This is a genomic window from Mucilaginibacter sp. dw_454 (assembly GCF_018449775.1).
Lineage (GTDB): Bacteria > Bacteroidota > Bacteroidia > Sphingobacteriales > Sphingobacteriaceae > Mucilaginibacter.
The window spans coordinates 128,177-155,160 of the sequence record NZ_JAAVVB010000002.1 but is presented as its reverse complement, the minus strand read 5'-3'; the positions used below and the strand labels follow the sequence as shown (position 1 = coordinate 155,160).

20 protein-coding genes are annotated in these 26,984 nt (G+C 43.4%); 6 read left to right on the top strand and 14 right to left on the bottom strand.

All coding sequences use genetic code 11. The features are described 5' to 3' along the window. The first annotated feature begins 37 nt into the window (after window positions 1-37). Window positions 38-3,307, top strand: coding sequence for a S41 family peptidase (locus tag HB679_RS07840; protein WP_214071411.1), 3,270 nt, complete (start codon window positions 38-40; stop codon window positions 3,305-3,307). A 159-nt stretch (window positions 3,308-3,466) separates the two neighbouring features. On the opposite strand, the gene HB679_RS07835 is transcribed toward HB679_RS07840, so the two are convergent. The 4 genes from HB679_RS07835 to secA all read right to left on the bottom strand — a co-directional run bounded on the left by HB679_RS07835 (window position 3,467) and on the right by secA (window position 9,539). Then, on the bottom strand, window positions 3,467-4,387 hold the full coding sequence (locus tag HB679_RS07835) for a hypothetical protein (protein WP_214071410.1): 921 nt from the start codon (window positions 4,385-4,387) through the stop codon (window positions 3,467-3,469). An 88-nt stretch (window positions 4,388-4,475) separates the two neighbouring features. Next, entirely contained in the window at window positions 4,476-5,660 is a 1,185-nt protein-coding gene (locus tag HB679_RS07830; protein ID WP_214071409.1) for an amidohydrolase, read from the bottom strand. Beyond that, window positions 5,653-6,123: an SPOR domain-containing protein gene (locus HB679_RS07825; RefSeq protein ID WP_214071408.1), complete on the bottom strand. Its 471-nt coding sequence runs from the start codon at window positions 6,121-6,123 to the stop codon at window positions 5,653-5,655. Before HB679_RS07825 ends, HB679_RS07830 begins: the two co-directional genes overlap by 8 nt. A gap of 101 nt (window positions 6,124-6,224) precedes the next feature. Continuing rightward, window positions 6,225-9,539, bottom strand: coding sequence for a preprotein translocase subunit SecA (secA, locus tag HB679_RS07820; RefSeq protein WP_214071407.1), 3,315 nt, complete (start codon window positions 9,537-9,539; stop codon window positions 6,225-6,227). Window positions 9,540-9,761: 222 nt separating this feature from the next. On the opposite strand from secA, the gene purD reads away from it, so the two are divergent. Further along, on the top strand, window positions 9,762-11,036 hold the full coding sequence (purD, locus tag HB679_RS07815; protein WP_214071406.1) for a phosphoribosylamine--glycine ligase: 1,275 nt from the start codon (window positions 9,762-9,764) through the stop codon (window positions 11,034-11,036). Between the two features lie 141 nt (window positions 11,037-11,177). On the opposite strand, the gene atpG is transcribed toward purD, so the two are convergent. The 8 genes from atpG to HB679_RS07775 form a co-directional block, all read right to left on the bottom strand. Next, a complete protein-coding gene (gene atpG, locus HB679_RS07810) occupies window positions 11,178-12,065 on the bottom strand; it encodes an ATP synthase F1 subunit gamma (RefSeq protein WP_214071405.1) in 888 nt (295 codons plus the stop codon). 134 nt (window positions 12,066-12,199) lie between these two features. Further along, on the bottom strand, window positions 12,200-13,777 hold the full coding sequence (gene atpA / locus HB679_RS07805; protein ID WP_214071404.1) for a F0F1 ATP synthase subunit alpha: 1,578 nt from the start codon (window positions 13,775-13,777) through the stop codon (window positions 12,200-12,202). A 35-nt stretch (window positions 13,778-13,812) separates the two neighbouring features. After that, the gene (atpH, locus tag HB679_RS07800) at window positions 13,813-14,358 is read right to left on the bottom strand and encodes an ATP synthase F1 subunit delta (protein ID WP_214071403.1); all 546 of its coding nucleotides are present in this window, start codon (window positions 14,356-14,358) and stop codon (window positions 13,813-13,815) included. Between the two features lie 118 nt (window positions 14,359-14,476). Next, window positions 14,477-14,971 carry a F0F1 ATP synthase subunit B gene (locus HB679_RS07795; RefSeq protein WP_214071402.1) on the bottom strand — a complete coding sequence of 165 codons (495 nt, stop codon included), beginning with the start codon at window positions 14,969-14,971 and terminating at the stop codon, window positions 14,477-14,479. A 98-nt stretch (window positions 14,972-15,069) separates the two neighbouring features. Next, window positions 15,070-15,279, bottom strand: a complete 210-nt coding sequence (gene atpE, locus HB679_RS07790; protein ID WP_214071401.1) for an ATP synthase F0 subunit C — start codon at window positions 15,277-15,279, stop codon at window positions 15,070-15,072. A gap of 46 nt (window positions 15,280-15,325) precedes the next feature. Then, window positions 15,326-16,420, bottom strand: a complete 1,095-nt coding sequence (atpB, locus tag HB679_RS07785; protein ID WP_214071400.1) for a F0F1 ATP synthase subunit A — start codon at window positions 16,418-16,420, stop codon at window positions 15,326-15,328. A gap of 14 nt (window positions 16,421-16,434) precedes the next feature. Next, entirely contained in the window at window positions 16,435-16,821 is a 387-nt protein-coding gene (locus HB679_RS07780) for a hypothetical protein (protein ID WP_214071399.1), read from the bottom strand. Continuing rightward, complete coding sequence (locus tag HB679_RS07775) at window positions 16,818-17,036, bottom strand: AtpZ/AtpI family protein (protein WP_214071398.1); 219 nt, start codon at window positions 17,034-17,036, stop codon at window positions 16,818-16,820. The genes HB679_RS07780 and HB679_RS07775 overlap by 4 nt, the downstream gene beginning before the upstream one ends. A 71-nt stretch (window positions 17,037-17,107) precedes the next feature. Here HB679_RS07775 and HB679_RS07770 point away from each other — a divergent pair, with 71 nt between their 5' ends. The 4 genes from HB679_RS07770 to HB679_RS07755 all read left to right on the top strand — a co-directional run bounded on the left by HB679_RS07770 (window position 17,108) and on the right by HB679_RS07755 (window position 25,138). Next, entirely contained in the window at window positions 17,108-19,993 is a 2,886-nt protein-coding gene (locus HB679_RS07770) for a hypothetical protein (protein WP_214071397.1), read from the top strand. 2 nt (window positions 19,994-19,995) lie between these two features. After that, window positions 19,996-22,248 carry a transglycosylase domain-containing protein gene (locus HB679_RS07765; RefSeq protein WP_214071396.1) on the top strand — a complete coding sequence of 751 codons (2,253 nt, stop codon included), beginning with the start codon at window positions 19,996-19,998 and terminating at the stop codon, window positions 22,246-22,248. Between the two features lie 66 nt (window positions 22,249-22,314). Further along, entirely contained in the window at window positions 22,315-24,117 is a 1,803-nt protein-coding gene (gene uvrC, locus HB679_RS07760; RefSeq protein ID WP_214071395.1) for an excinuclease ABC subunit UvrC, read from the top strand. A 79-nt stretch (window positions 24,118-24,196) separates the two neighbouring features. After that, window positions 24,197-25,138, top strand: coding sequence for a TIM barrel protein (locus HB679_RS07755; RefSeq protein ID WP_214071394.1), 942 nt, complete (start codon window positions 24,197-24,199; stop codon window positions 25,136-25,138). Between the two features lie 6 nt (window positions 25,139-25,144). On the opposite strand, the gene HB679_RS07750 is transcribed toward HB679_RS07755, so the two are convergent. Then, a complete protein-coding gene (locus HB679_RS07750) occupies window positions 25,145-26,119 on the bottom strand; it encodes a glycoside hydrolase family 43 protein (protein WP_214071393.1) in 975 nt (324 codons plus the stop codon). Between the two features lie 161 nt (window positions 26,120-26,280). Beyond that, window positions 26,281-26,892, bottom strand: coding sequence for an RDD family protein (locus tag HB679_RS07745; RefSeq protein WP_214071392.1), 612 nt, complete (start codon window positions 26,890-26,892; stop codon window positions 26,281-26,283). Window positions 26,893-26,984 lie beyond the last annotated feature (92 nt).

Sequence of the window (26,984 nt, the reverse complement as noted above, 5' to 3'; positions counted from 1 at the left end):
TGTTTTTCATTATCTTACGCCTTGAAATTAACTTATCATGAAACGATTCTCCCTGATTATGGTGCTGATCGGCATAGCTGCGTGCCGTTTATCTGCACAAACCCACGCTATGTGGATGCAGCAACCCGCTATTTCGCCTGACGGCAAATGGATAGCATTCGAGTTTAAAGGCAATATCTTTAAGGTGGCCGCCGCAGGCGGTAGCGCCGTACCGCTAACCATTAATAGTTCATATAACGGATACCCGGTTTGGAGCCATGATGGCAAAACCATCGCTTTCGCGTCTGACCGTTACGGTAGCTTTGATGTTTATACCATGCCTGCTGATGGCGGTATGGCTAAACGCCTTACCTTCGATTCAAGCCGCGACATCCCTAACGAGTTCTCGGCCGATGACAATACCATTTATTTCGGCAGCCGTCGTCATGACGTAGCAAGCTCGGTGAGGTTCCCGGAAGACGGATACTTCATGAAACTGTACAAGGTGCCTGCTAAAGGTGGCCGCAGCATCATGGTGAATTCGGCCGGTACCGAGTTTGTTCACTTTAACAAAGCTGGTGATAAGTTCATCTTTCAGGATAGTAAAGGCTATGAAAACCCATATCGTAAACACCATACCTCAGGCGTAACCCGCGATATCTGGATCTACAATACCAAAAGCAATACTTACACCAAAGTATCAGATTATAAAGGCGAGGACCGCGAGCCGGTTTGGGGCGATAACGGAACGTTCTACTATTTGAGCGAGCGTAATGGTAACCAAAACCTGTATCGTTCATCAGAAGCTAATGCAGCCAAGGTTACCCAGTTAACCACCTTCGAAAAAGACCCGGTACGTGGCCTGTCACGTGCAGAGAATGGCACCTTTGCCTTTATTCAAAACGGCGAGATCTATACCTTAAAAGAAGGCAGCAAACCACAAAAAGTTACTGTTGATATCAACGCCGATTTCAATAGCGACCAAACCCAAAACTTAACTGTTAGAGGCGGTGCTTCTGAAATGACGATATCGCCGGATGGCAAAGAGATTGCTTTTGTGTATCGTGGTGAGATCTTCGCTGCGGCTGCCGAAGGTGGTATTGTAAAGAGAATTACCAACACACCATACCAGGAGCGCATGATCAAATTTGCGCCTGATGGCCGCAGTATTATCTATTCGGTTGAGAACGCAAAGTCATGGGATATCTATAAAGTATCTATCGCCAACAAAAGCGAACCTTACTTCTATGCTGCCACTACGCTAACTACTGAGCCGGTTATCGCTACCGATAAAGACGAGTTCCAGGCTATTCCATCTCCTGATGGTAAGAAGATAGCTTACCTTGAGGAACGTAACGTAATTAAGGTATTTGATATCGCCAACAAGAAGACCGTTGATATCCTACCTGAAGGGGTTAACTATTCGTATGCCGATGGTGATCAGAACTTTGTATGGTCGGCAGATAGTAAGTATATCCTGGCACAGTCATCAGAGGCTAACGCTTTAGGCAGCAGCGAGGTTGTTTTGATTAAAGCTGATGGCTCAAAAGGCCGCGTTAACTTAACCCAAAGCGGTTTTGACGATGGCAACCCGCAGTTTGGCATGAACGACAAAATGATGTACTGGACCAGCGACAAGCAAGGCATGAAGAACCTGAGCCATGGCGCGCAGGGCGATATCTTTGCGATGTTCTTTGACCAGGCTACCTGGGATAAGTTCCAACTGAGCAAAGAAGACTTAGGTATCAAAACCGAAATCGAAAAGCGTGACTCGGTAGACATTAAGAAAGCTGCGGCCAAAGCGGATAGCATTGCCAAAGCCGAAAAGAAAAAGATCACTCCGCCTGCCATCCCTGAATTTGCGCCAAACCTGGATAACCTGGAGGACCGTACTACCCGCCTAACGACTGTTTCTACATTTATCGGCGACTCGAAACTATCTAAAGACGGCGAGAAGCTTTACTACCTGGCCCGCTTTGATAAAGGCTATAACCTTTGGGTGCTATCAACCCGCACACGCGAAACCCGTGTACTGGCCGAGATCAACTCGGGCGGCGGTTCATTAGAAATGACTAAGGATGGTAAGACATTGTTCCTGCTATCGGGCGGCGGTATTATGCGTATTGGTGTTGATGACGGTAAGGTTACCCCGGTGCCTATCAACTCAACCTTTACGTTGGATGCCGCAGCAGAGCGAGCTTACATTTTCGAGCATGCCGCTAAAGAGATCCCTAAAAAGCTGTATGACCCGAAACTGAACGGCGCAGACTGGGCCTATTATACCGAGAACTACAGAAAGTTCTTACCATACGTTAGCAATGGTTATGATTTCCAGGTGTTATTGAGCGAGTTATTAGGCGAGCTTAACGTATCGCATACCGGTGGTATTTATACCGGCGTTTCAAACCCGAACGGCGAGCGTACCGCGGCTTTGGGCCTGATCTATGATTACGCCAAGGGCGGCGACGGCTTAGTGGTAAAAGATATCATTACCGGCGGCCCGTTTGCCATAGCTAAAACGCAATTAAAACGCGGTTATGTTATTGACAAGATAGATGGCATTGCTATTACAGATGATGAGGACTGGGCTAAACTGTTAAACAACAAAGCGGATAAATACACGCTGATCACATTTCATGATCCGGCTACTAAAGCCACCTATAGCGAAACGGTTAAACCTATCGGTGTAGGTACAGAGAACAACTTGTTGTATAACCGCTGGACCCGTAAGATGGAGCACCTGACAGACAGCTTATCTCATGGCGAAGTGGGCTATGTTCACGTTCGCGATATGGATGAAGCCAGCTACCGCGTTACTTTTGACAAGGTATTAGGTAAAAACATCAACAAAAAAGCACTGATTGTAGACACCCGCTTTAACGGTGGTGGTTGGTTACATGATGATTTGGTTACCTTCCTGAGTGGTAAACGTTATTTCGAGCTACGCCCGCAAGGTCACAAAACCTTAGGGGGTGAGTCGGCTAATAAATGGGATAAGCCAAGCTGTGTACTAATTAGCGAAGGCAACTATTCTGATGCCTTTATGTTCCCTTATGCATACAAAGAATTGGGCATCGGTAAACTGATTGGCATGCCGGTTGCAGGTACGGGCACGGCGGTATGGTGGGAAGATCAGATCGATAACTCAATTATCTTCGGCATCCCGATGATATCAAGCTGGGGTAACAACGAAACCCATCCGACAGAAAACCACGAGCTGGAGCCGGATATCCGCATTAACAACGATTACAATAATGTACTTACCGGCGAGGACCAGCAACTGGAAGCTGCCGTTAAAGAAATGCTGAAAGAAGTAAGCGATAAGTAGGACTAAAGATTCGCTAACGCGACATAAGAAGAGCCTGACCGTTAAAATGGTCGGGCTTTTCTTATTTTATCCAGTCATGCCGAATTTATTTCGGCATCCCATCATAATGGAAGACTTAGCATGTGGGATGCTGAAACGAGTTCAGCATGACAACGGTTGTTATTTATGATATTCTTTCTGAACAATCAGGAAACTGGCCCGTTCCTCTTTATGGAAAGGCACATTCCAGGTGCCTTGATAGCTGATCTTGCCGGGGAGTAGTTCGCCGTTAAAAGGAAGTAATTCGATATTCATCTTCACGTCGAAATCAAACAAGAAGTTGCTGTATTTCATATCTACATAACGCCCTAAGATCTTAAAGGTGCGCATATCGAATATGGTAGTCAGCTCGCGGATCATGACATCGCCATCGGCAACACTTGGCTTTTTGATAACTTTAAAGCGATATACGGGTATCGAATCCAGATATTTGCCACGTGCAAATTCGTAGTAGTAAAACTGGCGCATATCATTGCCAAAAATCTCTGTCTTACCGCTGATGAATGGGATGCCGGTAACCTTACGGCCCGGTGTGAAGATGAGCGTTTTGAGTTTGTCTTTATATGATCCGTTCTTACCAGCACCAGCTAATGGGTCGGATGCAGAGAAGTTAGAATTATAAGCATTGTTAAATATATAATCAAACATCTCCACGGTATACAACTCGTATTTACCATTGTGTTTGTAGACATTGCCTTTGTCCTCTTTAAAAAGATATTCGGTTTTAGGTTTACCGTTTACAATAGTATGCTTAACGCGACGATGGATCTCGCCGTCGATCTTGTTCTTTTTATCGTATGTATAAATGTCATTAGCAGCCAGGAAACCATAGCGTTTCATATTGCGGAAAGCTTTATAAAAGCCGGTATCCGCTAGTACAGCATCAATAAAATCCTGCGCATTTAAACGGTGCGAATGGATATTCACTGCCGAGTCGATCACTACATTCAGGATGGTGTCCGGATTGAAGCGGCGCTGCTGTGCTTTTAAGCTGATAGCGCAAAGCAGAAGGCAGAAAGCAATAAAACTCTTTTTGATCATATTAAAAGATCATGGTTCATAGATCATGGTAAATTGTAAATCGAATTAATAACTATGATCTATTAACCATAACTATTAGCTAACCTATCTAATTACCCAACTGTTTAACAGCCAGGTAAGCCATCAAGCCAATACTTTGCTCTAATGCAGTTTCTTCGATATCAAATGTTGGTGTGTGTACTGCCGAGGTAATATTTCGACTTTCGTTACGGGTACCCATGCGGTAAAAACAAGCGTCAGATACCTGTGAGTAATAGGCAAAATCTTCGGCAGCCATCCAAATGTCCAGGTCGACTACATTTTCTTTACCCAGGTAATCTTCGGCGTGAGCACGGGTTGTATGAGTAAGTTTTGGCTCGTTAACCAGAAATGGGTAGCCCTTCATAATGTTGAACTCGCAACTGCCTCCCATACTTTCAGCAATACCCTCGGCCATCTTTTTCATTTTGATATGAGCCTCGGCGCGCCATTCTTCATTCATTGCACGGAAAGTGCCTTCCAGCTTCACCTCATTAGGGATAACATTGGTTGCCCCATTAGCTATTACTTTACCAAATGACAACACAGTGGGGTTTGCCGGATGAGCAGAACGACTCACTATGGTTTGCAGTGCCACCAATATATGCGCGGTGATGATCACCGGGTCGATATTTTGCTGCGGCTGTGCACCGTGACCTCCCTGCCCTTTTACGGTAACATATAATTCGTCAGTTGAAGCCATGTATTGACCGGCACGGAAACCAAATTTACCTGCATCAATCAGAGGCATTACATGCTGGCCCAATACTGCATCCGGTTTAGGGTTTTCCAATACACCTTCCGCAATCATCAGGCTTGCGCCGCCGGGTAGTTTTTCTTCGGCAGGTTGAAAAATCAATTTAACGGTACCACCAAAATCGCTTTTTAATTCAGTCAAGATCTTTGCTGTACCCAATAGAGATGAAGTGTGCACATCATGTCCACATGCGTGCATCACACCTACGTTTTGCGATTTGTAAGGCACGTCATTAGCTTCAGTGATTGGCAAAGCATCCATATCGGCACGAAGGGCTACAACTTTATCAGAAGGCTTCTCTCCTTTTATCAGGGCTACCAGTCCGTTGTCGGCCATGCGCTCCCAGCCTATACCCAGTTCGTCTAGTTTTTTGGCAACAAAGGCTGATGTCTCAATCTCGTGAAAAGAAAGTTCGGGGTGGCTGTGAATGTGGCGACGGTTGGCCACTACTTCATCGAAAAGGTTTTTAGAAAGTTCTTGTATCTTCTGCTTAATCATCTCCTGTAGTTATTTTTGGCGGGTTGATCTTTCCCGGTATAATAAAAAGTCCGGTAAATTTACCTTTTAATTCTTGTACTAGTTTCTCAGCTTCAATGCGTGTTCTGAAATCTCCTACTCTTATTTTGTAATCCGGTTCGGCATAACTGATGTAGGTACGTGTTCCCTGATGATCGTTAACAAAGCGGGCCTGTGCGTCGTAAGCTTCTTTTCTGCTTGATCCATTGTAGATCTGTACCCGATAGCCGTTTCCCGATGTCGAATATACCGCAGAAGCCGCGGACGTCCCGGTTACTTTTATCGTTGATCGGCGTGCGGCCAGCGTATCTATCCTGGAATCTTTAACAACGTCAACGGTGCCACGGGTTTGTGCGTGGGTAATAGCCGGGATAAATATCGCCATAAAAAAAAGGCACCCGACTATAGCGCTAAGTTTTGCTTTATAATCGGGTGCTTTTTTCATATTGGTTCTTCTAATGTCATTGCGAGCGAAGCGTGGCAATCGCAAGAAGAAAAGTTCGCGATTGCCACGCTCGTTCCTCGCTCGCAATGACAAATAAGCGTTTACGCCTGGCCTATGCCATGGCAGCTTTTGTATTTTTTACCGCTACCGCAAGGGCAAGGGTCATTTCTACCTATTTTTTGTTCAACGCGTATCGGCGTAGCTTTTTGTTGTTCGCGGGTATCTGCAAATTCAGGTAAACCGCTGCCACCGTCGCCAACTAATTCTGGTTTCGAGGTGCGCATTTTACGCATATCTGTTTTTGGCTGGGGTTTGGCCTCCTGTACATCGCCGGCAGACTGCTGTACCGCAATGCCACCTCTGAATAAGAAGCTAACAATCTCTTTATTCACGGTAGCTAACATAGCACGGAACAGGTTAAATGCTTCGAACTTGTAAACCAATAGCGGGTCTTTCTGCTCGTAAACGGCATTTTGTACCGATTGCTTTAACTCGTCCATTTCGCGTAAATGCTCTTTCCAGGCATCGTCAATTAAAGCAAGGGTGACGTTTTTCTCGAAAGATTTAATTACCTCTATACCGTTATTCTCAACTGCCTTTTTCAACGGGACAGTTACTTGTAAACCACGTAAACCGTCAGTAAATGGAACAACTATGCTCTCGATAACATTACCACGCGTATTATAAACGTCTTGTATTACAGGAAATGCCTGCTGGGCAATTGCTTCTGATTTACGTTTGTAAAACTCCGTTACCTCAGCAAATGTCTTATCAACCAGTGGGTTTAATGAAGTAGACACAAATTCATCATGCGTAATTTCTACATCGACAGAGAACAAACGGATGATTTCCAAACGGAAACCTTCAAAGTTGTTGATGTCTTTATATTCAGTTACTACATCTTCAACAACATCAAAAATGGTATTGTTCAAATCCACGTCTAAACGCTCACCGAATAACGCATTTTTACGTTTAGTATAAACCACAGTACGTTGCGAGTTCATAACGTCGTCATACTCCAGCAAACGCTTACGGGTACCGAAGTTATTTTCTTCTACTTTCTTCTGAGCACGTTCAATAGAATTTGAGATCATAGAATGCTGAATCACTTCGCCTTCTTCAATACCCATACGCACCATCAGGTTTGAGATACGCTCTGACCCGAATAAACGCATCAGGTTATCCTCTAACGATACGAAGAACTGAGATGAACCCGGGTCGCCCTGACGACCTGCACGACCGCGCAATTGTCTGTCAACACGGCGCGACTCATGGCGCTCGGTACCTACAATGGCCAAACCACCAACCTCTTTAACACCTGCACCTAATTTAATATCCGTACCACGACCCGCCATGTTAGTCGCAATCGTTACCGTACCGGTTGTACCTGCTTCAGCAACAATGTCCGCCTCTTTTTGGTGTAATTTAGCGTTCAATACGTTATGTTTAATGCCGCGCAGCTTCAACATACGGCTCAGTAATTCTGAGATCTCTACCGAAGTTGTACCAACCAGCACCGGACGACCGGCTTGGGTAAGTTTAACAATCTCATCGGCAACAGCATTGTATTTTTCGCGAACGGTACGGTATACCAAATCCTCCATGTCTTTACGACTGGTTGGCGTATTGGTTGGTATTTCTACCACGTCCAGTTTATATATTTCCCAGAACTCACCTGCTTCTGTAACCGCAGTACCCGTCATACCGCAAAGCTTGTGGTACATTCTGAAATAGTTTTGCAGCGTGATGGTTGCAAATGTTTGCGAAGCATCTTCTACTTTCACATTCTCTTTAGCCTCAATAGCCTGGTGTAGTCCGTCAGAGTAGCGGCGACCATCCAAAACACGGCCGGTCTGCTCGTCAACGATCTTAACTTTACCTTCGTCGATGATATACTCGGTATCTTTTTCGAATAAGGTGTAAGCCTTTAACAATTGATTAACAGAGTGAATACGCTCAGACTTGATAGAGAAGTCGCGCATCAATTCATCTTTTCTGGCGATCTTTTCTTCGTCGGTCAAATCAGATTTTTCAATCTCAGCAATTTGCGAACCTACGTCTGGCATCACAAAGAAGTGAGGATCTTCGCCCGATGCGGTGATTAACTCAATACCTTTTTCTGCCAGCTCAACCGAATTTTGCTTTTCGTCAATCACAAAGAAAAGCTCGGCATCAACCTTATGCATTTCTTTGTTCTGATCTTGCATGTAATAGTTCTCAGATTTTAACAAAGTTTGCTTGTTGGCACCTTCGCTCAAAAATTTGATCAGGGCCTTGCTTTTTGGTAAACCACGGTAAGCACGTAATAACGACATACCGCCTTCATCAGGACCAGTTTTGCCCTCGGCTAAAGCTTTTTTCGCTTCGTTTAATATGGTGTTGATGTAAGCTTTCTGTGCGTTAACCAAACGCTCGATACGCGGTTTCAACTCGTAAAACTCATGCTCATCGCCGCGAGGTACCGGGCCTGAAATGATCAAAGGTGTACGGGCATCATCAATTAAAACCGAGTCAACCTCATCCACCATGGCAAAGTGTAGTTTGCGTTGCACTAGCTCTTCCGGGCTACGTGTCATATTGTCACGCAGATAGTCAAAACCAAACTCGTTGTTGGTACCAAAAGTAATATCAGCTAAATAAGCAGAGCGACGTTCTTCGCCATTTGGCTCATGTTTATCGATACAATCAACAGATAAGCCGTGGAATTCATACAGCGGGCCCATCCATTCAGAGTCACGACGCGCCAGGTAGTCATTCACGGTTACAATATGTACACCTTGTCCGGCTATGGCATTTAAATAAGCAGGAAGCGTAGCAACCAGGGTTTTACCTTCACCAGTTGCCATCTCAGAGATTTTGCCCTGGTGCAAAACTATACCACCAATTAACTGAACATCGTAATGAACCATGTTCCAGGTAACCGGTGTACCGGCAGCATCCCAGGTATTATGGTGAATAGCTTTATCGCCTTTGATCAAGACATTGCTCTTTTTAGCAGCAAGTTCGCGGTCAAAATCGGTAGCTGTAACTTCGATGGTTGGGTTATTGGTAAACCTGCGGGCAGTTTCTTTTACTACCGCAAAGGCTTCAGGCAAAAGATCTAACAAGATAACTTCCAGTTCTTTATCTCTGTCTTTTTGTAATTTATCTAACTGGGTATAAAGCTCAACCTTTTCGTGAACATCCATATCGGGATTGTTCTCGGTTTGCGCTTTGATAGTCAGTATCTCTTCATCTATTGACGCTAAGCCTTCCTTAATGGTCTGCTTAAAGTTTAAGGTCCTGGCTCTTAGCTCGTCGTTAGTTATCTGGTCAAGCTTGGCAAACTCTGCCTTTACTTTCTCAACTAAAGGCAAAATTGCCTTTACATCTCGTTCTGATTTGCTTCCGAAAAGCTTACTTATAAAATTTAGCATATTTAGTTTTATATAACGGCTCAAACTCAATAATTAAGCCATTGTATTTTTAAAGTCATTATGACAGTCAAAGATAAGATTAATGTGCAAATATGTGGATGTACAGCTATGTAAATACTGTTAAATCTTCCGTTTTGAGTTGATATATTACTAACAGTTCTATTAATCTGCACATTTACATATTTGCACATCCGCACATCAAAAAATTCTATCTTTGCCCGCATGAATATCCTGATCCTCGGCTCAGGCGGAAGGGAAAGTGCCTTCGCCTGGAAATTAGCGCAAAGCCACAAATGCAGTCATCTTTTTATTGCGCCTGGTAATGCGGGCACCGGCCAGTACGGCACCAATGTAAATATCGGCGTAAATGATTTTGAAGGTATTAAACAATGTGTTTTAACTAACGATATCGACCTTGTATTGGTTGGCCCCGAGGAACCATTGGTTAGAGGTATTCATGATTTTTTCCTGGCGGATGATCAGCTTAAAAAAATTCCGGTTATTGGTCCGCAGCGCGAAGGCGCGCAATTGGAAGGCAGTAAGGATTTTTCTAAGCAATTTATGAATCGCCATAACATCCCTGCGGCAGCATCAGAAACCTTCACTGCCGATACTTTGCAGGAAGGTTTAGCGTATCTGCCAACCATCGGCCTACCCATCGTATTAAAAGCCGATGGCCTGGCAGCCGGTAAAGGTGTATTAATTTGCGCCAGTCTTGAAGAGGCTGAACAAGAATTAAAAGAAATGCTTACCGAAGCCAAATTTGGCGCAGCAAGTGCAAAGGTTGTTATAGAACAATTTTTGAGCGGCATTGAGCTTTCTGTGTTTGTGCTGACTGATGGCGACAGTTATAAAATACTGCCATCGGCCAAAGATTATAAACGCATTGGCGAGGGCGACACCGGTTTAAATACCGGCGGTATGGGTTCGGTTTCACCGGTACCTTTTGCTGATGCTGATTTTATTAAAAAGGTTGAGGATCGGGTGATCATCCCAACCGTTAACGGATTGAAACAAGAAGGCATTCCTTATAAAGGTTTTATCTTCATCGGTCTGATGAATTGTGGCGGCGACCCTTACATGATAGAATACAACTGCCGCATGGGCGACCCGGAAACGGAAAGCGTACTCCCACGTATTGAAACCGACCTGGTTGACCTATTATTAGGCGTAGCCGAAAGCAATCTCCACAAGGTCGACCTAAAAATTTCTGATAAAGTTGCCGCTACTGTAGTATGTGTAGCCGGTGGTTATCCCGGCGAGTATTTAAAGAATAAAGCGATAACCGGTATAGAAAATGTACGCGGATCGCATGTGTTCCAGGCAGGAACTACTCAAAGCGGCGAAGATATTTTAGCAACCGGCGGCAGAGTATTGGCTATTACCTCATTACAGGATAATATGTTCGATGCATTGCAGCAAGCAACCGCCGATGCCAGCCGGATCTATTATGATGGCTGTTATTTTAGAAAAGATATTGGGTTTGATTTAATATGATCCCCTCCCGGCCTCCCCAAAGGGGAGGAGGTTTAAATAATAAAGTAAGTAAAACAAGAAAAGCTTCACAAATGTGAAGCCTTTCTTGTTACGTCTCTATATCCAAGCTCCTCCCCTTTTTGGGAGGCCGGGAGGGGGATTTTACTGTGCTGACAACGCTGCCGCGCCGCTTACAATCTCTGTAAGCTCGGTGGTGATGGCTGCCTGGCGTGCCTGGTTGTATGAAAGTTTTAAGGCTTTCAACAAGTCGCCTGCGTTTTCTGTTGCTTTATCCATTGCTGTCATACGTGCACCATGCTCAGAAGCTACCGAATCTAAAACCGCACGATACAATTGGATCTTGATGTTTTTAGGGATCAGCTCTGCAACAATTTCCTCTTGCGATGGTTCCAATATGTAATCAACCTGGCTTGCTTTTTTCTCGTCTTCTTTCAATTCAGTTTTTGGTACCGGTAGTAATTGCTCGGTAAATAAAAACTGCATTGCCGCATTTTTAAAGTGATTGTAAACAATCTCCACACGATCATACTGGCCTTTCAGAAAACCTTGCATAATGCTCTCGGTAATCAAAGATGCATTAGCGAAGTTAAGGTTGTTATATAACTCGGTATTGTTACCAATCACGGTGTATTTACGACGCTCATAAAACTCCTGCGCTTTTTTACCAATAGCAACGATGGATACGTTACCGGCTTTAAACTGCTCGCTGTATTTCTCAGAGATCAGGTTGTTAGCGGTTTTAATAGCATTGGCGTTGAAGGCACCGGCCAAACCACGGTTTGACGACACCACTACGATCAATACACGTACCGGTTCGCGCTGCTGCAAGAAAGGTGATGAACCATCTTCTAAACTTGACGACAAGTTTGATAACAATTCTTTCAGCTTATTTGCGTAAGGGCGTAATTGTACAATAGCGTTAGTAGCGCGTTTTAACTTAGCAGCCGAAACCATTTTCATAGCCTTGGTAATTTGCTGAGTTGACGATACCGACGATATCCTGTTTCTTACTTCTTTTAAATTAGCCATTCTTGGAGATTTGAGATTTGAGATTTGAGATTTGAGGCGCTAGCCTCATTATCCAATCCTCAAAAACTTCAGTCTAAATTTATTTTAAGATATGAGTATTGATAATCTCAATACCATATCTCACATCTCATATCTTAGTTATAGTTTGCTGATAACTCTTTTGCTACAGTCTCTAACACGCTGGTTAAAGAATCGTCAAATTTACCTGCTTTTAAAGCTGCCAACACTTCAGGATGACGTTGCTCTAATTGCGTAGTAAACTCGCTTTCAAACTCGCGAATTCTGTTTACCGGTACGCTGCGCATTAAGTTTTTGGTACCTAAATAAATAATAGCAACTTGTTTTTCAACCGACACTGGTGAGTATTGACCTTGTTTCAAGATCTCTACGTTACGTGCACCTTTATCTAATACGTTCTTAGTAGAAGCGTCCAAATCCGAACCGAATTTAGAGAAAGCCTCTAACTCGCGGTATTGAGCCTGGTCTAATTTTAAAGTACCGGCTACTTTTTTCATTGATTTGATTTGCGCGTTACCACCTACACGTGATACCGAGATACCTACGTTAATAGCCGGACGAACACCTGCGTTAAACAAGTTAGACTCTAAGAATATCTGACCATCAGTAATTGAAATTACGTTGGTTGGGATATATGCTGATACGTCACCTGCTTGGGTCTCGATAATAGGCAAAGCGGTTAATGAACCACCACCTTTAACGATACCTCTGATAGATTCAGGAAGATCATTCATTGCTTGCGCAATAGCATCATTAGCGTTGATTTTAGCGGCACGCTCTAATAAACGGCTGTGCAGGTAAAACACGTCACCAGGATAAGCCTCACGGCCCGGTGGACGACGTAGCAACAATGAAACCTCACGGTAAGCAACTGCTTGTTTTGACAAGTCATCATAAACGATCAAAGCCGGACGGCCAGTATCGCGGAAGTACTCGCCAATTGCAGCACCTGCAAATGGTGCGAAGAACTGCATGGTTGCAGAATCTGACGCGTTAGCAGCTACGATGATTGAGTAAGGCATTGCACCTTTCTCTTCTAACGCGCGAACAATGTTGGCAACGGTTGAAGCTTTTTGGCCACAAGCTACATATATACAGATAACCGGTTTGCCGGCATCATAAAATTCTTTTTGGTTGATAATGGTATCGATACAAACCGCAGTTTTACCTGTTTGACGATCACCGATAACCAACTCACGTTGTCCGCGGCCAATAGGGATCATCGCGTCAATAGCTTTGATACCGGTTTGTAAAGGCTCGGTAACCGGCTGGCGATAGATAACACCCGGAGCTTTACGCTCTAAAGGCATTTCGTAAGTTTCGCCGGTGATTGGGCCTTTACCGTCAATTGGAGCACCTAAAGTGTCAACTACACGGCCAAGCATACCTTCACCTACTCTAATAGAGGCAATTTTTTTAGTACGTTTTACAGTATCACCTTCTTTAATTTCGTCAGACTGGCCTAATAATACAACACCAACATTATCTTCTTCTAAGTTCAATACAATGCCTTGTAAGCCATTGTCAAACTCAACCAACTCGCCTGATTGTACTTTTGTTAAACCATAGACACGTGCAATGCCGTCACCCACCTGGAGTACAGTACCCACTTCTTCTAATTCAGATTCTGACTTGAAACCTGCCAGCTGCTGACGCAAAATGGCCGATACTTCGTCTGGTCTTACCTCTACCATAGTTTTATTTAAATTTTGAGATTTTTACGTAAATGTTAAACAATGCCTTGGGCAAAGTTCTTTTTTAATTTCTTTAAGTTACTTGCAATGCTGGTATCTACCTGTCTGTCGCCAACGGTTAAAACAAAACCACCAATTAATGACTCGTCTACTTTAGCATCCAACGTTACCTCGCCACCTACTGCAGCTTTAACCTCAGCCAATAACGCAGCTTTGTTAGCATCTGATAACAGTGTAGCAGATACTACGGTGGCCTGTGTAATGTGTTTAATCACATCGTACTGGTTAACAAACTCATGAGCGGTAGTATACAAAACTTCGCCGCGGCCTTTGTTTATCATCAGTTTAAAAAACTCGAGTGTTACTTTACTCATCTTGTCCGCAAACAAAGCAGTAAGTACAGCTAATTTTTTTTGATGTGATATAATAGGATTACTTAAAACCGCAGCTAACTGCGAGTTTGCCTTTAAGGTTCTCAGGAAAAACGCCATATCATTATTTACTGCCTCAAGAGCGTTTTGCTCCTGAGAAAGGTCAATAATTGCTTTGGCGTACCTGGCTGCTACCGTTAATTCTGACATAATTTTGATTTCGGAATTCGGGTTTTCGATTTCGGATTTACCTACGTCTTAGCTTCGAACTCGTTTAATTAATTATATAGTTTTCTAATTCCGAAATCGTAATTCCGAAATCCGAAATTTACAATTTAACTTCTTTTAAAAGCTGGCTAACCAACTCGTCTTGCTTATTCTGATCGGCTAATTGTTGTTTTAAAACCTTCTCAGCAATCTCCAGTGATAAAGATGCCACCTGATTTTTAACATCAGCCATAGCAATAGCTTTCTGGTTGTTAATTTCAACACGGGCCAGTTCAATCATGCGTGCACCTTCAGTATGTGCTGCTTCTTTAGCTTCGCTGATAATTTGGTCTTTAACCTTTTTAGCTTCGTGTAAAATTACATCACGCTCGGCACGGGCTTGTTTTAATAAAGCTTCGTTCTCGCTGGTTAAACGAGACATTTCTTCTTTAGCAGCCTCTGCTTTAAGCAATGAATCTTCTATACTACGCTCTCTTTCGTCGATAGCCGACATGATTGGCTTCCACGCAAATTTGGCAAGTAAGAAAAACAATACAGCAAACGATACGGTGGTCCAAAATATAAGGCCAATTTCCGGGGTTACTAATGGATTCATTATTTATATATATAATATCAATAAAAATTCAATTTAAATAACCGTACCTGCTGCCAACCGCTGCAGGTACGGTTAATGTTGTGCCTTAGGCGTTTGAATTATTTCAAACCTAAGAATGATACCACCACACCGAATAAAGCAGCACCCTCAACAAGGGCAGCAGCGATAATCATTGCAGTTTGGATCTTTGCAGCAGCTTCTGGCTGACGTGCGATACCTTCAACGGCTTTACCACCGATTTGACCGATACCAATGCCGGCGCCGATTACTGATAGACCTGCACCAAGTGCAGCGATACTTCCAATCATTGTTTTAAATTTAAAAGTTAATATATGTATTATAGTTATTTACTAATTAGTGGTGAGCTTCTTCAATTGCTGTACCTATAAACAAGGCTGTAAGCAATGTAAAGATGAACGCCTGTAAAGCAGCAACCAGCAATTCCAGCACATCCATAAATACTACGAAGGCTACTGATACCGGTGCAATGTATAATGATTTGAAAACAAATATTAATGAGATCAAGCTCAATACGATAATGTGACCTGCGGTGATGTTGGCAAACAAACGGATCATCAATGCAAATGGACGAGAGATGATACCCACCAGCTCGATAACCCACCATAAAGGCCAGATCCAAACCGGTACATCAGCAGGAATAAAGATGTGTTTCCAGTAATGTTTGTTACCGTTAAGGTTTACCATTAACAAGGTAATAACAGACAACACTAAAGTTACCGCGATATTACCGGTTAAGTTAGAACCACCCGGAAAGAAAGGCACCAGGCCAATTAAGTTGTTGATCCAGATAAAGAAAAATACGGTTAACAACAAAGGCATAAACCTTTGGTATTTGTAACCGATATTAGGGCGGGCAATATCGTCTCTTACAAAAATGATGATTGGCTCCATGAAAGACTGCAAGCCTTTTGGCGCTTTACCCTCGCGTTTTTTATATGCAGATGCAACAGCAATGAAAATAATAAGCAAAACAATAATAGACATAAACATACTTACCACGTTGCGGGTGATAGATAGATCAACTACCGGGCTACCCTTAAACACTGAAGCACTTTCTGTTAAGCTATTAGCCGGGCCAACTACATTTACTTTATCATTTACTAAACGATAAGTATAATATTTACCTGCATAATCAGTATGACCATGCTCCAGCTGCGATGAAGAAAAAACTTCTAAACCTTTGTTAGTATATAATATCACAGGCAACGGAAAAGAAGCCTCGCCACCTAAATGGAAGTAATGCGAATCGGCAATGTGCTCTAAGATTACTTCGCTGGGCTCGAATTTCTTTTCAACGCCTTTTTCAACCTCTTGAGTGGGTTTATCCTGGCCAAATGCCGGGCTTAAAAACGCTGTCAACGTTAAAAAAACGCAGAAAATCTGTAAACCTCTAAATATTTTTGATTTCAAAATTGAGCTTTTATACATCTAAATAAAGTTTTTTACTTTAAATTTTGGTTGCGCAAGTTACGCAACAAAACATATATTTCAAAGCCCGTATTTAAGAAATATAAATAGAAAAAATCGGCCATGAAAACGGGCTTGTCAACCTTGTGTTTTAGCACAAAAACCAGGATAAAAGTAAGGCATGCCAGCAACTTAAAAACAGTAGCACCCATAAACGCCTGGGCATACATTTCAGGGTCTATAGACTGGGCTGCCAGCACGGCTATCAGCGCTAAAAGGGTAAGCCCGCCCACAAAACTAAATAATAACCAGAACTGCGGTATTAATAAATTGTTATATCCGGAATAAGTTAAACATACAGGCCCTAAAGCCAATAATAGGCTAAATATTAAAAACGGGAATATTTTGGTAACGATTTTCAATTTTTTAAAGATCTGATGACGATAAATAATGCAATGAATACACCGATTAATGACAACAATGCCGTAACCCATTTGGTAGCATGGCCTGCACTTTGATCAATTTTATAACCGGCAAAAGTAAATATGCCGATGATGATGAGCATCTGGAAAGCTACGCCGATATATTTGGAGTAATTGGTGGCGATATCTTTGTTATCCTGTTCAGTTTTGGGCATCCGCAAATTTATTAAATCCTATTGCATAATGTTTACTAAATTAGCAATGCTTTTATAATTCCCATTTTAACTTGAGGCGCTTCTACATATCTACTATAAATAAGCCATTTAATTTCTTTGGATCGGTGCTGATTTTATTATTGGCGGCTTGTTCTTTTGAAAAAGAAACCGGTTTTAACCGTTTTATGCAAAACGTAACGGCACATTATAATATAATATATAATGCCAACGAGATTTTGCGTCAAAAACAAGAAACCTATGCCGGCACTTATGTCGACCAGTATTCTAATATACTAAGTGTCTATCAGGATACCGTGGCGCACAACGGCTCGCCCGATAAAGATCTGGATGCTGTAATATTTAGAGCCAACACCATTATTAATGAAAAAGAACAAAGCAAATATATTGGCAGTGCTTACCTGTTAATGGGCAAGGCGGGATATTTAGATGGCAGGTATTTTGACGCGGTGGAGCTGTTTAGTTATGTGATCCGTTCTTTCCCGAAAGAAATCCCGGTAACTCAAGAAGCTTATGCCTGGAAAATCCGTGCATTACTTTATTTGAATAACAAAAAGGAGGCTAAATCTACTTTAGATTCAGCTTTTTTGGATGTCGAACCTAAAAAGCACCTGCCCGCCGGGATCTACGCCGCAGCACTACAGTACGACATCAATACAAAAAACTATCCGGATGCCGAGATATCTGCTAAAAAGGCTATCGGCTACGCCAACACTACTGCCGAGAAATTACGCTGGACATTTATATTAGGCCAATTGCAGGAACTTAATCATGAAAACGATGACGCGCTGGCAAACTATAATCGCATTATTAAAAGTAATGCATCTTTTGAGATGGCCTTCAACGCCAATCTTAATCGCATACGTATTCAAGAAATGCGCAATGGCGTCAAATTAAATCGTATTGCTTTATTATTGAGCTTATTGAAGGATGATAACAATGTTGATTTTAATGATCAGATTTATTTCCAGGTAGGCGAGATCTATGCCGGCAATAAAGACATTCCCAATGCATTAAAATATTACAAACTATCGGCCCGTAGCAGTTTAAAAAATCAAAATCAAAAAGGCCTGGCTTACCTGCGCATTGCTGACATTGACTTTAATGACCGCGCAGATTACGTCAACTCAAAAAAATATTACGATAGTACTTTAACTAATTTATCGCCAAACTATCCAGGTTACCAGGCTATCCAAAAAAAGGCTAACAACTTGCAGGTATTGGTAGATAAATTGCAGATTATAGCCCGCGAGGATACCCTGCAGCGCTTGGCCAGGATGGATGAAGCCACCCGTACAAAAGCTATCGACTCGTTAGTGAGCGCGCACATATTGCAACAACAAAACGCGGCTGCCACGGCTCTTGCCAATACAGGTAGCGCTACAGCGGCTGGATCACGTAATAATCCATTTGGCAAAACAGCTGCCCAATCTGGCGGGCAAGCGGCTACCGGCAGCAGTTTTTACTTTTATAATACAAGTGCCGTGAGCCAGGGTTATAATGACTTTAAACGCAAATGGGGCGACCGTAAGCTGGAAGACAACTGGCGCCGTGCTACCAAAGCCAATGATGCTATAAATAGCTCTAACGCGGCAACCGCTGTAGCAACAAGCGATCCGGATGCACTGCCTTCCGACTTGCGCAAGGGTGGCAACACGATACCCGCAGGCAAGTATCGCCAAAAACTATTAGCAGATTTGCCGCTTACTCCGGCGGGTGTAGAGCAATCAAACGCCAGAATCTACAATGCTTATTTAGACATCGCCGATTTTTATCGTGATATTTTGGATGATAAAAAGGCTGCTATCAAAAATTACGAGTTGTTGCTGGCCAAATATCCGAATGATCCAAACAAGGCACCTATATATTATAGTCTTTATCGTTTATATAGTGATCTTGATGCTGCTAAATCTGCAGAATACAAAAACCGCGTCTTAAAAGAATACCCGGAAACCGTTTATGCCAAAGTGATCATCGATCCGGATTACAGCAAAAAATTGAATGATAAAGACGCACAGTTAACCGATGCTTATAATAAAATATATAATCTGTATAGAAGCAAAAACTATGCGCAGGTAATTATTAGTGCCGATACCTTATTAAATCAATATCCTGCCAATAAATATGCTTCACAGATCTATTACCTGCGGACAATAGCTTCAGGTCACCTGGAAAAGGTAACGCCGTTCCGCGCCGAGCTTCAACAAATTGCCACAGCTTATCCTAACGACCAGTTGATAACACCGTTAGTAAAAGAGCACATGGCATACGTGGATAACAACATGACTGAACTTGCTGCGCAACCTGTTGCTATTATGAACGCCGATACAGGCGCGCTGTTTACGCCGCCTGTGCAGTATCAGAAAGATGCGGTATTTAATCGCAATCGTCAGTTTGTAGCCGTTGTTGATAAGCCTGCCGAAAAACCAGCTGAAAAACCGAAAGTTGAGTCGAAAAAAGAAGAAATAGCGGCTGTAGCGCCGCCTCCCGCTGTTGCAATAAATAAGCCTGCAGATAGCGTCGCGGGCAAACCGCCAATTGCCATATCGGCCCCAAAAAAGATATCGACGGTATTTAATGAGCGCGATAGCACCAATTATTATTTTGTAATAAATGTAAATAGGGGTACAACAGATCTGTCCTCATCGCGTTTTGGTATCGGGCAGTATAATCGTATCAATTTCCAGGCAAATACCATTAGCCACCAGCTAAAATTTGTGGGACGCGACAATCAATTGATCTATGTAGGCAGGTTCAGAAGCCTGAATGCAGCTAAAGATTATGCACGGGCAATTATCCCCTTAATGCCGCAAATCATGAAGGTACCTGCAGATCAATACAGCTTTTTTATCGCTACCAAAGAAAATCTGGGTAAATTAGCCGACAGAAATAAGTTGGATGATTATGTTGAATATTATCAAGAAATTTTATTGAAATAATAATGACTGAAAAATTATCACCCCAAGATATTAAGAGATACAACTGGTACATCTGGAGGTTTTTTATAGGCTGTTTTGCCCTGGTGGTCATCATGATCGGATTGACCGCTCTCGGGGTATTTGGCCAGTTGCCATCGCTGCGCGATCTGGAAAACCCTAAAAGCAACCAGGCATCAGAAATCATATCATCTGATAAACAAATTCTGGGCAAGTACTATTTCGAAAATCGCTCAAGCGTAACCTATAGCCAGATATCGCCTAACGCTATTAATGCATTGGTAGCTAAAGAAGATAATCACTTTTATAGCCACTCGGGCATTGATTTTTGGCGGACATTCTCGATCATACCCTATAACCTGATCAATAAGAAACAAGGCGGTAGTACCATAACACAACAGCTAGCTAAGAATCTATTTTCAAGCGAACCACCTGCCCACAACCCTATCAGGCGTATTGTTCAAAAATTACGCGAACTGATTGTTGCGGTACGTATTGAGAAACATTACACCAAGCAAGAGATCATCACCATGTATTTGAATACGGTGGATTTTGGTGCCAATACATTCGGTATCGGGTCGGCAGCGCAGACTTACTTTAATACTACAGCCGCTAATTTGACACCGGACCAAGCGGCTGTTTTGATCCAGATGCTTACATCCACTACCCGTAACTCGCCGGTTAGGCATCCAGCAAGAGCTATTGCTAACCGTAACTTCGTATTAAAGCGTATGGCTGATGAAGGCTTTATCAGCGAAGGCCAGGCGAACGAGTACAAGGCTAAACCATTGGGTCTTGATTATCATCAAACTAACCATACCGATGGCTTGGCTCCATATTTCCGTGCTGTTTTGAAAGACGATGTAAAAAGGATTTTGTCTACAGTTACCAAAGCAGACGGCACACCTTATGATATAGATCGCGATGGGTTAAAGATCTATACCACCATTAACGCAACCATGCAGGAGTATGCAGAGGAAGCGCAACGTGAATATATGCGCGATCTGCAAGTTCAATTCAACAATCAATGGAAAGGCGTTAAACTTTCTGAGAAGATCAAAAACTATAAACTCTTAATAGATCAGGGAATGCACCAGTCTGACAGGTACAAAGAGTTGAAGAGCGAAGGAATGTCGGAGGAAGATATAGTGCATAATTTCTACACGCCCGATACCTTAGACATGTTTACCTGGCGAGGTGATACAGATATGGTAATGAAGCCTATCGACTCAATAGTATATTGTAAAATGTTATTACGCAATGCAGTAATGAGCATGGACCCAACAACCGGCTATGTAAAAGCCTGGGTAGGCGGCATTAACTTCGAGCATTTTAAATATGACCAGGTAAAACAAGGCGCGCGCCAGGTAGGCTCTACCGCCAAGCCATTTACTTATGCAGTAGCTATTGATAATGGCTACTCGCCATGTTACCAGGTTAACAACGTCCCTATCACTATTAAAAGTCCGGGGGCACCAGACTGGACGCCCAGATCATCCCCTCTGGAAACGGTCCCGGGCATGATTACTCTGCGCACGGCACTTGCTCACTCACAAAACTGGGTTACTGCCTATATGATGAATGAGGTTACCCCTACACCGGTGATGGAACTAATCAAAAAAATGGGCATACATACTGCTGTACCACCATATCCAAGTATTTGCTTAGGTGTATTTGATGCCACAGTAATGGACATGACTGCTGCTTATAGCGTATTTGTAAATCACGGCATTTGGACAGAACCTACCTATTTGCTACGCATTGAAGACAAAAACGGTAACGAGATTTATAACTACACGCCAAAGGTAAAACAAGTCATGAATGAGCAAAATGCTTACGTAATGGTCGACATGCTGCGGAGCGTAGTGGATATGGAAGGAGCAACAGGTTACAGGTTGAGATACCGCAAAGGCTACGGCGGATTTACTAACCCTATTGGCGGTAAAACAGGTACTACAGACGACAACTCAGACGGTTGGTTTATTGGTATTACGCCTAAATTAGTTACGGGCGTATGGACGGGCTGTGAGAACCGCGACTTTCACTTCCGCACAACCATGATGGGCGAAGGTTCGAACTCAGCACTGCCTATTTTTGGGTATTATTTAAAAAAGGTATATGCTAATCAGTCTTTAGGCATTAAACAAAATCTAGACTTTGAACCGCCAAAAGGAGGCGTGAGTACCGTACTGGATTGCGATGTATACAGCCAGCAGCAAAAAGGTACAACAGAGGTTGATAAGAAATTAAGTTTCTAGATAGTTCATCCTCGCAATGACGCGTGCGGATTATTCAATCCGCAAAACTAATGAACCATTGAACAAATGAACCATTTCGATTACCGTGCGGCCTTAAAGAATATCCCCCATAATCCAGGCGTTTACCAATACTGGAATGAGGATAACGAGCTTATCTATATAGGTAAGGCTAAGGACCTGCGTAATCGTGTGAGTTCTTATTTTGTTAAAGATCTTAATGTAAATGCTAAGACGCGGGTATTGGTATCTAAGATTCGCAAAATAACCTTTACTATTGTTGATACTGAGGTTGATGCCTGGCTGCTGGAAAACAGCATGATCAAGAAGCATCAGCCGCGTTATAACGTAATGCTCAAAGATGATAAGACCTATCCCTGGATCATTATCAAGAATGAAAATTACCCCCGCATATTCTGGACGCGCAGGATAGTAAAAGATGGTTCAAAATACCTTGGCCCCTATGCCTCGGTAAGTATGATGCATGCCATCTTGGGTTTGATCAAGGAAACCTATCCCCTGCGTACTTGCAACCTGGCACTTACCCGGCAAAATATTGATGCCGGCAAATTCAAGGTTTGTCTGGAGTATCAGTTGGGCAACTGTAAAGGCCCTTGCCAGAACTACCAGACCGAGGACGATTACGACAACAGTATCGAAGAGATCAAAGATATTTTAAATGGTAAGATCAGTTCTGTGGTTCGTAACATGAAAGCCGAGTTGGATAATGCCATCTCTAATATGAACTACGAACTGGCACATCGCCTGAAACGTAAGTTTGATTTACTGGAGAACTATCAAAGTAAGTCGACTGTAGTTAACTCGTCGATTACTGATGTGGATGTGTTCAGCATCGCATCAGAAGAAAAAATTGCTTTTGTGAACTTCCTGAAAGTGATGAATGGTACCATTATCCAAACCCAAACTATCGAGCTAAAAAAGAAGCTGGATGAAAGTGATGAGGAGTTACTGACGCTGGCTATTGTGGAGTTTAGAAGCCGCTATAACAGTACGTCTAAAGAGGTCATCGTTCCGTTTAAGCCTGATTTGGATGATTCCGATATTAAGTTTACGATCCCGAAGTTAGGCGAGAAACGTAAGCTGTTAGACCTTTCGCAAAAGAACGTACAGTTCTTCAAAAAAGAACGCATTGATCAATACGAAAAGCTGAATCCGGAAGTCCGCACCGAGCGTTTGCTTACGCAGATGATGAAGGATTTGCGGATGAACCAGTTACCGCGACACATTGAATGTTTTGATAACTCTAACTTCCAGGGCAAATACCCTGTGTCGGCAATTGTGGTGTTTAGGGATGGGAAGCCATTTAAAAAAGACTATCGGCACTTTAATGTAAAAACTGTTGAAGGTCCGAACGATTTTGCCACTATGGAGGAAGCCGTATTTCGCCGTTATCGCCGTTTGCTGGATGAAGATACCGAGTTGCCACAATTGATCTTGATTGATGGAGGCAAGGGTCAGCTGTCATCAGCGATGAAAAGTTTGAGGTTGTTAGGCATTGATAAGCAGGTAACTGTTATCGGCATTGCCAAGCGTTTGGAGGAGTTATACTATCCGGGCGACCAATACCCGCTATATCTTGATAAGAAATCAGAAACACTAAAAGTGATTCAGCACCTGCGCGATGAAGCTCACCGCTTCGGCATTACCTTCCACCGTAAAAAGCGTGACAAAGGAACTCTGGCTACCGAGTTGGAACTGATTGAAGGCGTTGGCAAAACTACGGCAGAGAAGCTACTCAAATACTTCAAGTCGGTTAAGAAGATTCGCGAAGCTAACGAGGAGACTTTATTGGAGGTTGTCAACCTAAAACAGGCTAAAGCCATGCTGGCTTATTTCAACGGCACTAACTAACTTGTTACAGTACATTCTTGTAGGTGATTATAAATTATTGCTACCTTACCGCAACCATTTATAATACAAATCTTCATTTATGGAAACTAAACACCTGTCTCGCCGTGGGTTTATTGGTAGTAGTGCATTGGCCGCTGCCGGAATGCTGTTTTTACCTAAAAGTAATTTTGCAAGGTCTTTCAGCGGTGCCGATAAGCCCAACTCGATTGTAGGTGGGGTTTTGATTGGGGTTACTACGTATTCGTATTCTCACATGGTAATTGATGCCGAGCATATGTTACAGTATTGCCTGCAAGATAATATCAGTGGTGTTGAACTACGTGGTGATGCTGCCGAAGCCACTGCCGGTGCACCTAAAAAGGCACAAGGCCAATCTGGCCCGGATTATGCTAAAGCTATGGCCGACTGGCGCGCAAGTGTTTCCATGGATAAATTCAAAGCCATTGGCAAAATGTATAAAGATGCCGGTGTGCAGATCTATGCCTACAAGCCCGTTGTCTTCGGACCAAACAATACTGATGCCGAGATAGATTACGCCTTCAACGCCGCCAAAGCGTTAGGCGCTAACCATTGCAATTGCGAAATGCCCACAAGCGACGCGCAAACCCAACGCATAGGCGACATCGCTACCAAACATACAATGCGCATAGGCTATCATGCTCATACACAGGCTACACCTACGCTTTGGGATACTGCCATGTCGCAATCAAAATACAACTGTGTTAACCTGGATATTGGCCATTATGTTGCCGGTACCAGCACCAGCCCTATCCCGTTCATTGAGAAGAATCATGAGCGCATAACCAGCATGCACCTCAAGGATCGCAAGTTTCATGACGGGCCTAACACCGAGTGGGGTCAGGGCGATACGCCAATCAAAGAAGTATTGGAGCTAATGAAGAAGAACCACTACAAGTTCCCTGCGACTATCGAGCTGGAATACAAGATCCCAGCTGGTAGTGATGATGTAAAGGAAGTGGCCAAGTGCCGTGAGTTTGCAGCTGCTATATTAGGCGCCTGATCTAATTTACCTATTGGCAGGCACTGGGTAGCTGTCCATTGTCAGGTATCTAAAGCTATCCTTATCGGCAACCAGTTTGGCCGGTTTGTCTTTGCTGAAAGCCAGTTTGATCACCGCCGTTTTACGGCGTTGCACTTTGGTGTTGCTATAGTGCGTATGCATTACGTAATATAGCTGCCCATCCTTGCCAATAAACACATCGCCATGCCCTGTACCATTTATCCCGATAGTATGGCGACTAATAATTGGGTTATCCGGATTCTTTGTCCATGGTCCCATTGGGGATTTGGATGTGGCATAACCAATGGCGTAGTCGATATTCTGATAGTCATTACTGGAATACATAAGGTAATACAAGCCGTTGTGTTTGATGACCGTCGGTCCTTCGCAAACCGGCCATTTGCTATTGGCGGTGTTCTCCCAGGGCAGGTTAGAGTTTGCGCATTCTTTAGCGGCGGCGGTGTCTATGTCTGACAGGTCGTCTTTCAACGGTGCCACAAATACCCGGTTGCCGTTCTGCAAGCGTACAAAGTATAAATACAGTTTACCATCTGTGTCTTTAAATATAAACGGGTCTATCTGGTGTGTAGGGCCGGAGATCTTTTTGATGTCTTGCTGTTTGAACGGCCCCAACGGGCTGTCACCTTCTGCTATCGCGACATCTTCATTGGCGGCATAGGCCATATAGTATTTGCCTTTGTTTTTAAAGATCTGCGGCGCCCAGAACCCCTTGGTACCATAGCTATCGCCCTTTGCTAAGGCTAAGTTATGTGCTGCTTTACCAACTCCGCCTTTCCAATTCACCATATCTGATGATTGATAGACCGGGAACCCACCAGCGCTGCCGGTGCCGTACAAGTAATACTGACCGTCTTCGGCAAATATAGTAGGGTCGGCTAATAGCAGGGTGTCTTTATGGGTTGATTGCGCCTTAACAGTCATTGCGGTTAGCAATGCGCATAGCAAATAGAGGTATCTCATTGGTTTGGAATTTGATGCTAAGATATGAAGTTGCTTCAATTCGCCAACTATCTAAGAGGTGTCATGCTGAGGCTCTCGAAGCATGAGCGCAAAGGCCAATAGTCGCTTGACAGGCCACCGCTCACCCTTCGAGGACCTCAGGGTGACAGCCCGAATATGTGCTACAATCGATCCCTGATCACCAGCGTCTCTGCAACCCTGTCATGCAGGCATTGCTGTTGTTTGTTGAAGAATGCGTACAGGTAACCAACAAACAACGTCAGCACCGACAATAGTTTAGCTACGTTTCTACCCGCAGCGTGCGTTAGCGTCAAGCGGTTACCCTGCATATCGCATACCTTGACCTTGAGCAGTTGCTTGCCGTAAGTGGCTTGTTTAGGCGAGCTTTCCATTACGATGTGATAAACCAAATTAACCAACGGGATCAAAGCAAACATGCTTAATGCCAATCCCAAGCCAATCAGTTGATCTGATATGAAGAACGTAATGGCGAACGAAGGCAGAATACACACCGCCGAGGCTATCAGCCAGTCTACCATAGCAGCGGTAGCGCGTTGGTCGAACGAGGCATAGTATTGCAGTAGCACCTGTTGTTTGAAGCCGAAGAGCTCGCGTAGCTCTGCTACTTCATGGGCCTCTTTGTAGTCGTCCATGGCGGTGGTTTTCACGAAGTCGGTGGGTTTGATTTGGCGGGTCTTGAGTTCATCGATGGAAAACGGCCCTTCGGGTTTACCGTTAATGACCAGGATGTAGGTATTTGTAATTGCTGCCATGCGGGGTTAAAGATAGCGTTAACCGACCGCCCGGCAAAGCGCCTTATATTAATGTGTTGTTTTGTTTCACGTGCGTATGCAACAAATGAAAC

Coding starts and splice junctions, on each gene's coding strand:
- HB679_RS07840 (WP_214071411.1), top strand. CDS start 38: ATGAAACGATTCTCCCTGATTATGGTGCTGATCGGCATAGCTGCGTGC.
- HB679_RS07835 (WP_214071410.1), bottom strand. CDS start 4,387: ATGATCAAAAAGAGTTTTATTGCTTTCTGCCTTCTGCTTTGCGCTATC.
- HB679_RS07830 (WP_214071409.1), bottom strand. CDS start 5,660: ATGATTAAGCAGAAGATACAAGAACTTTCTAAAAACCTTTTCGATGAA.
- HB679_RS07825 (WP_214071408.1), bottom strand. CDS start 6,123: ATGAAAAAAGCACCCGATTATAAAGCAAAACTTAGCGCTATAGTCGGG.
- secA (WP_214071407.1), bottom strand. CDS start 9,539: ATGCTAAATTTTATAAGTAAGCTTTTCGGAAGCAAATCAGAACGAGAT.
- purD (WP_214071406.1), top strand. CDS start 9,762: ATGAATATCCTGATCCTCGGCTCAGGCGGAAGGGAAAGTGCCTTCGCC.
- atpG (WP_214071405.1), bottom strand. CDS start 12,065: ATGGCTAATTTAAAAGAAGTAAGAAACAGGATATCGTCGGTATCGTCA.
- atpA (WP_214071404.1), bottom strand. CDS start 13,777: ATGGTAGAGGTAAGACCAGACGAAGTATCGGCCATTTTGCGTCAGCAG.
- atpH (WP_214071403.1), bottom strand. CDS start 14,358: ATGTCAGAATTAACGGTAGCAGCCAGGTACGCCAAAGCAATTATTGAC.
- HB679_RS07795 (WP_214071402.1), bottom strand. CDS start 14,971: ATGAATCCATTAGTAACCCCGGAAATTGGCCTTATATTTTGGACCACC.
- atpE (WP_214071401.1), bottom strand. CDS start 15,279: ATGATTGGAAGTATCGCTGCACTTGGTGCAGGTCTATCAGTAATCGGC.
- atpB (WP_214071400.1), bottom strand. CDS start 16,420: ATGTATAAAAGCTCAATTTTGAAATCAAAAATATTTAGAGGTTTACAG.
- HB679_RS07775 (WP_214071398.1), bottom strand. CDS start 17,036: ATGCCCAAAACTGAACAGGATAACAAAGATATCGCCACCAATTACTCC.
- HB679_RS07765 (WP_214071396.1), top strand. CDS start 19,996: ATGACTGAAAAATTATCACCCCAAGATATTAAGAGATACAACTGGTAC.
- uvrC (WP_214071395.1), top strand. CDS start 22,315: ATGAACCATTTCGATTACCGTGCGGCCTTAAAGAATATCCCCCATAAT.
- HB679_RS07755 (WP_214071394.1), top strand. CDS start 24,197: ATGGAAACTAAACACCTGTCTCGCCGTGGGTTTATTGGTAGTAGTGCA.
- HB679_RS07750 (WP_214071393.1), bottom strand. CDS start 26,119: ATGAGATACCTCTATTTGCTATGCGCATTGCTAACCGCAATGACTGTT.
- HB679_RS07745 (WP_214071392.1), bottom strand. CDS start 26,892: ATGGCAGCAATTACAAATACCTACATCCTGGTCATTAACGGTAAACCC.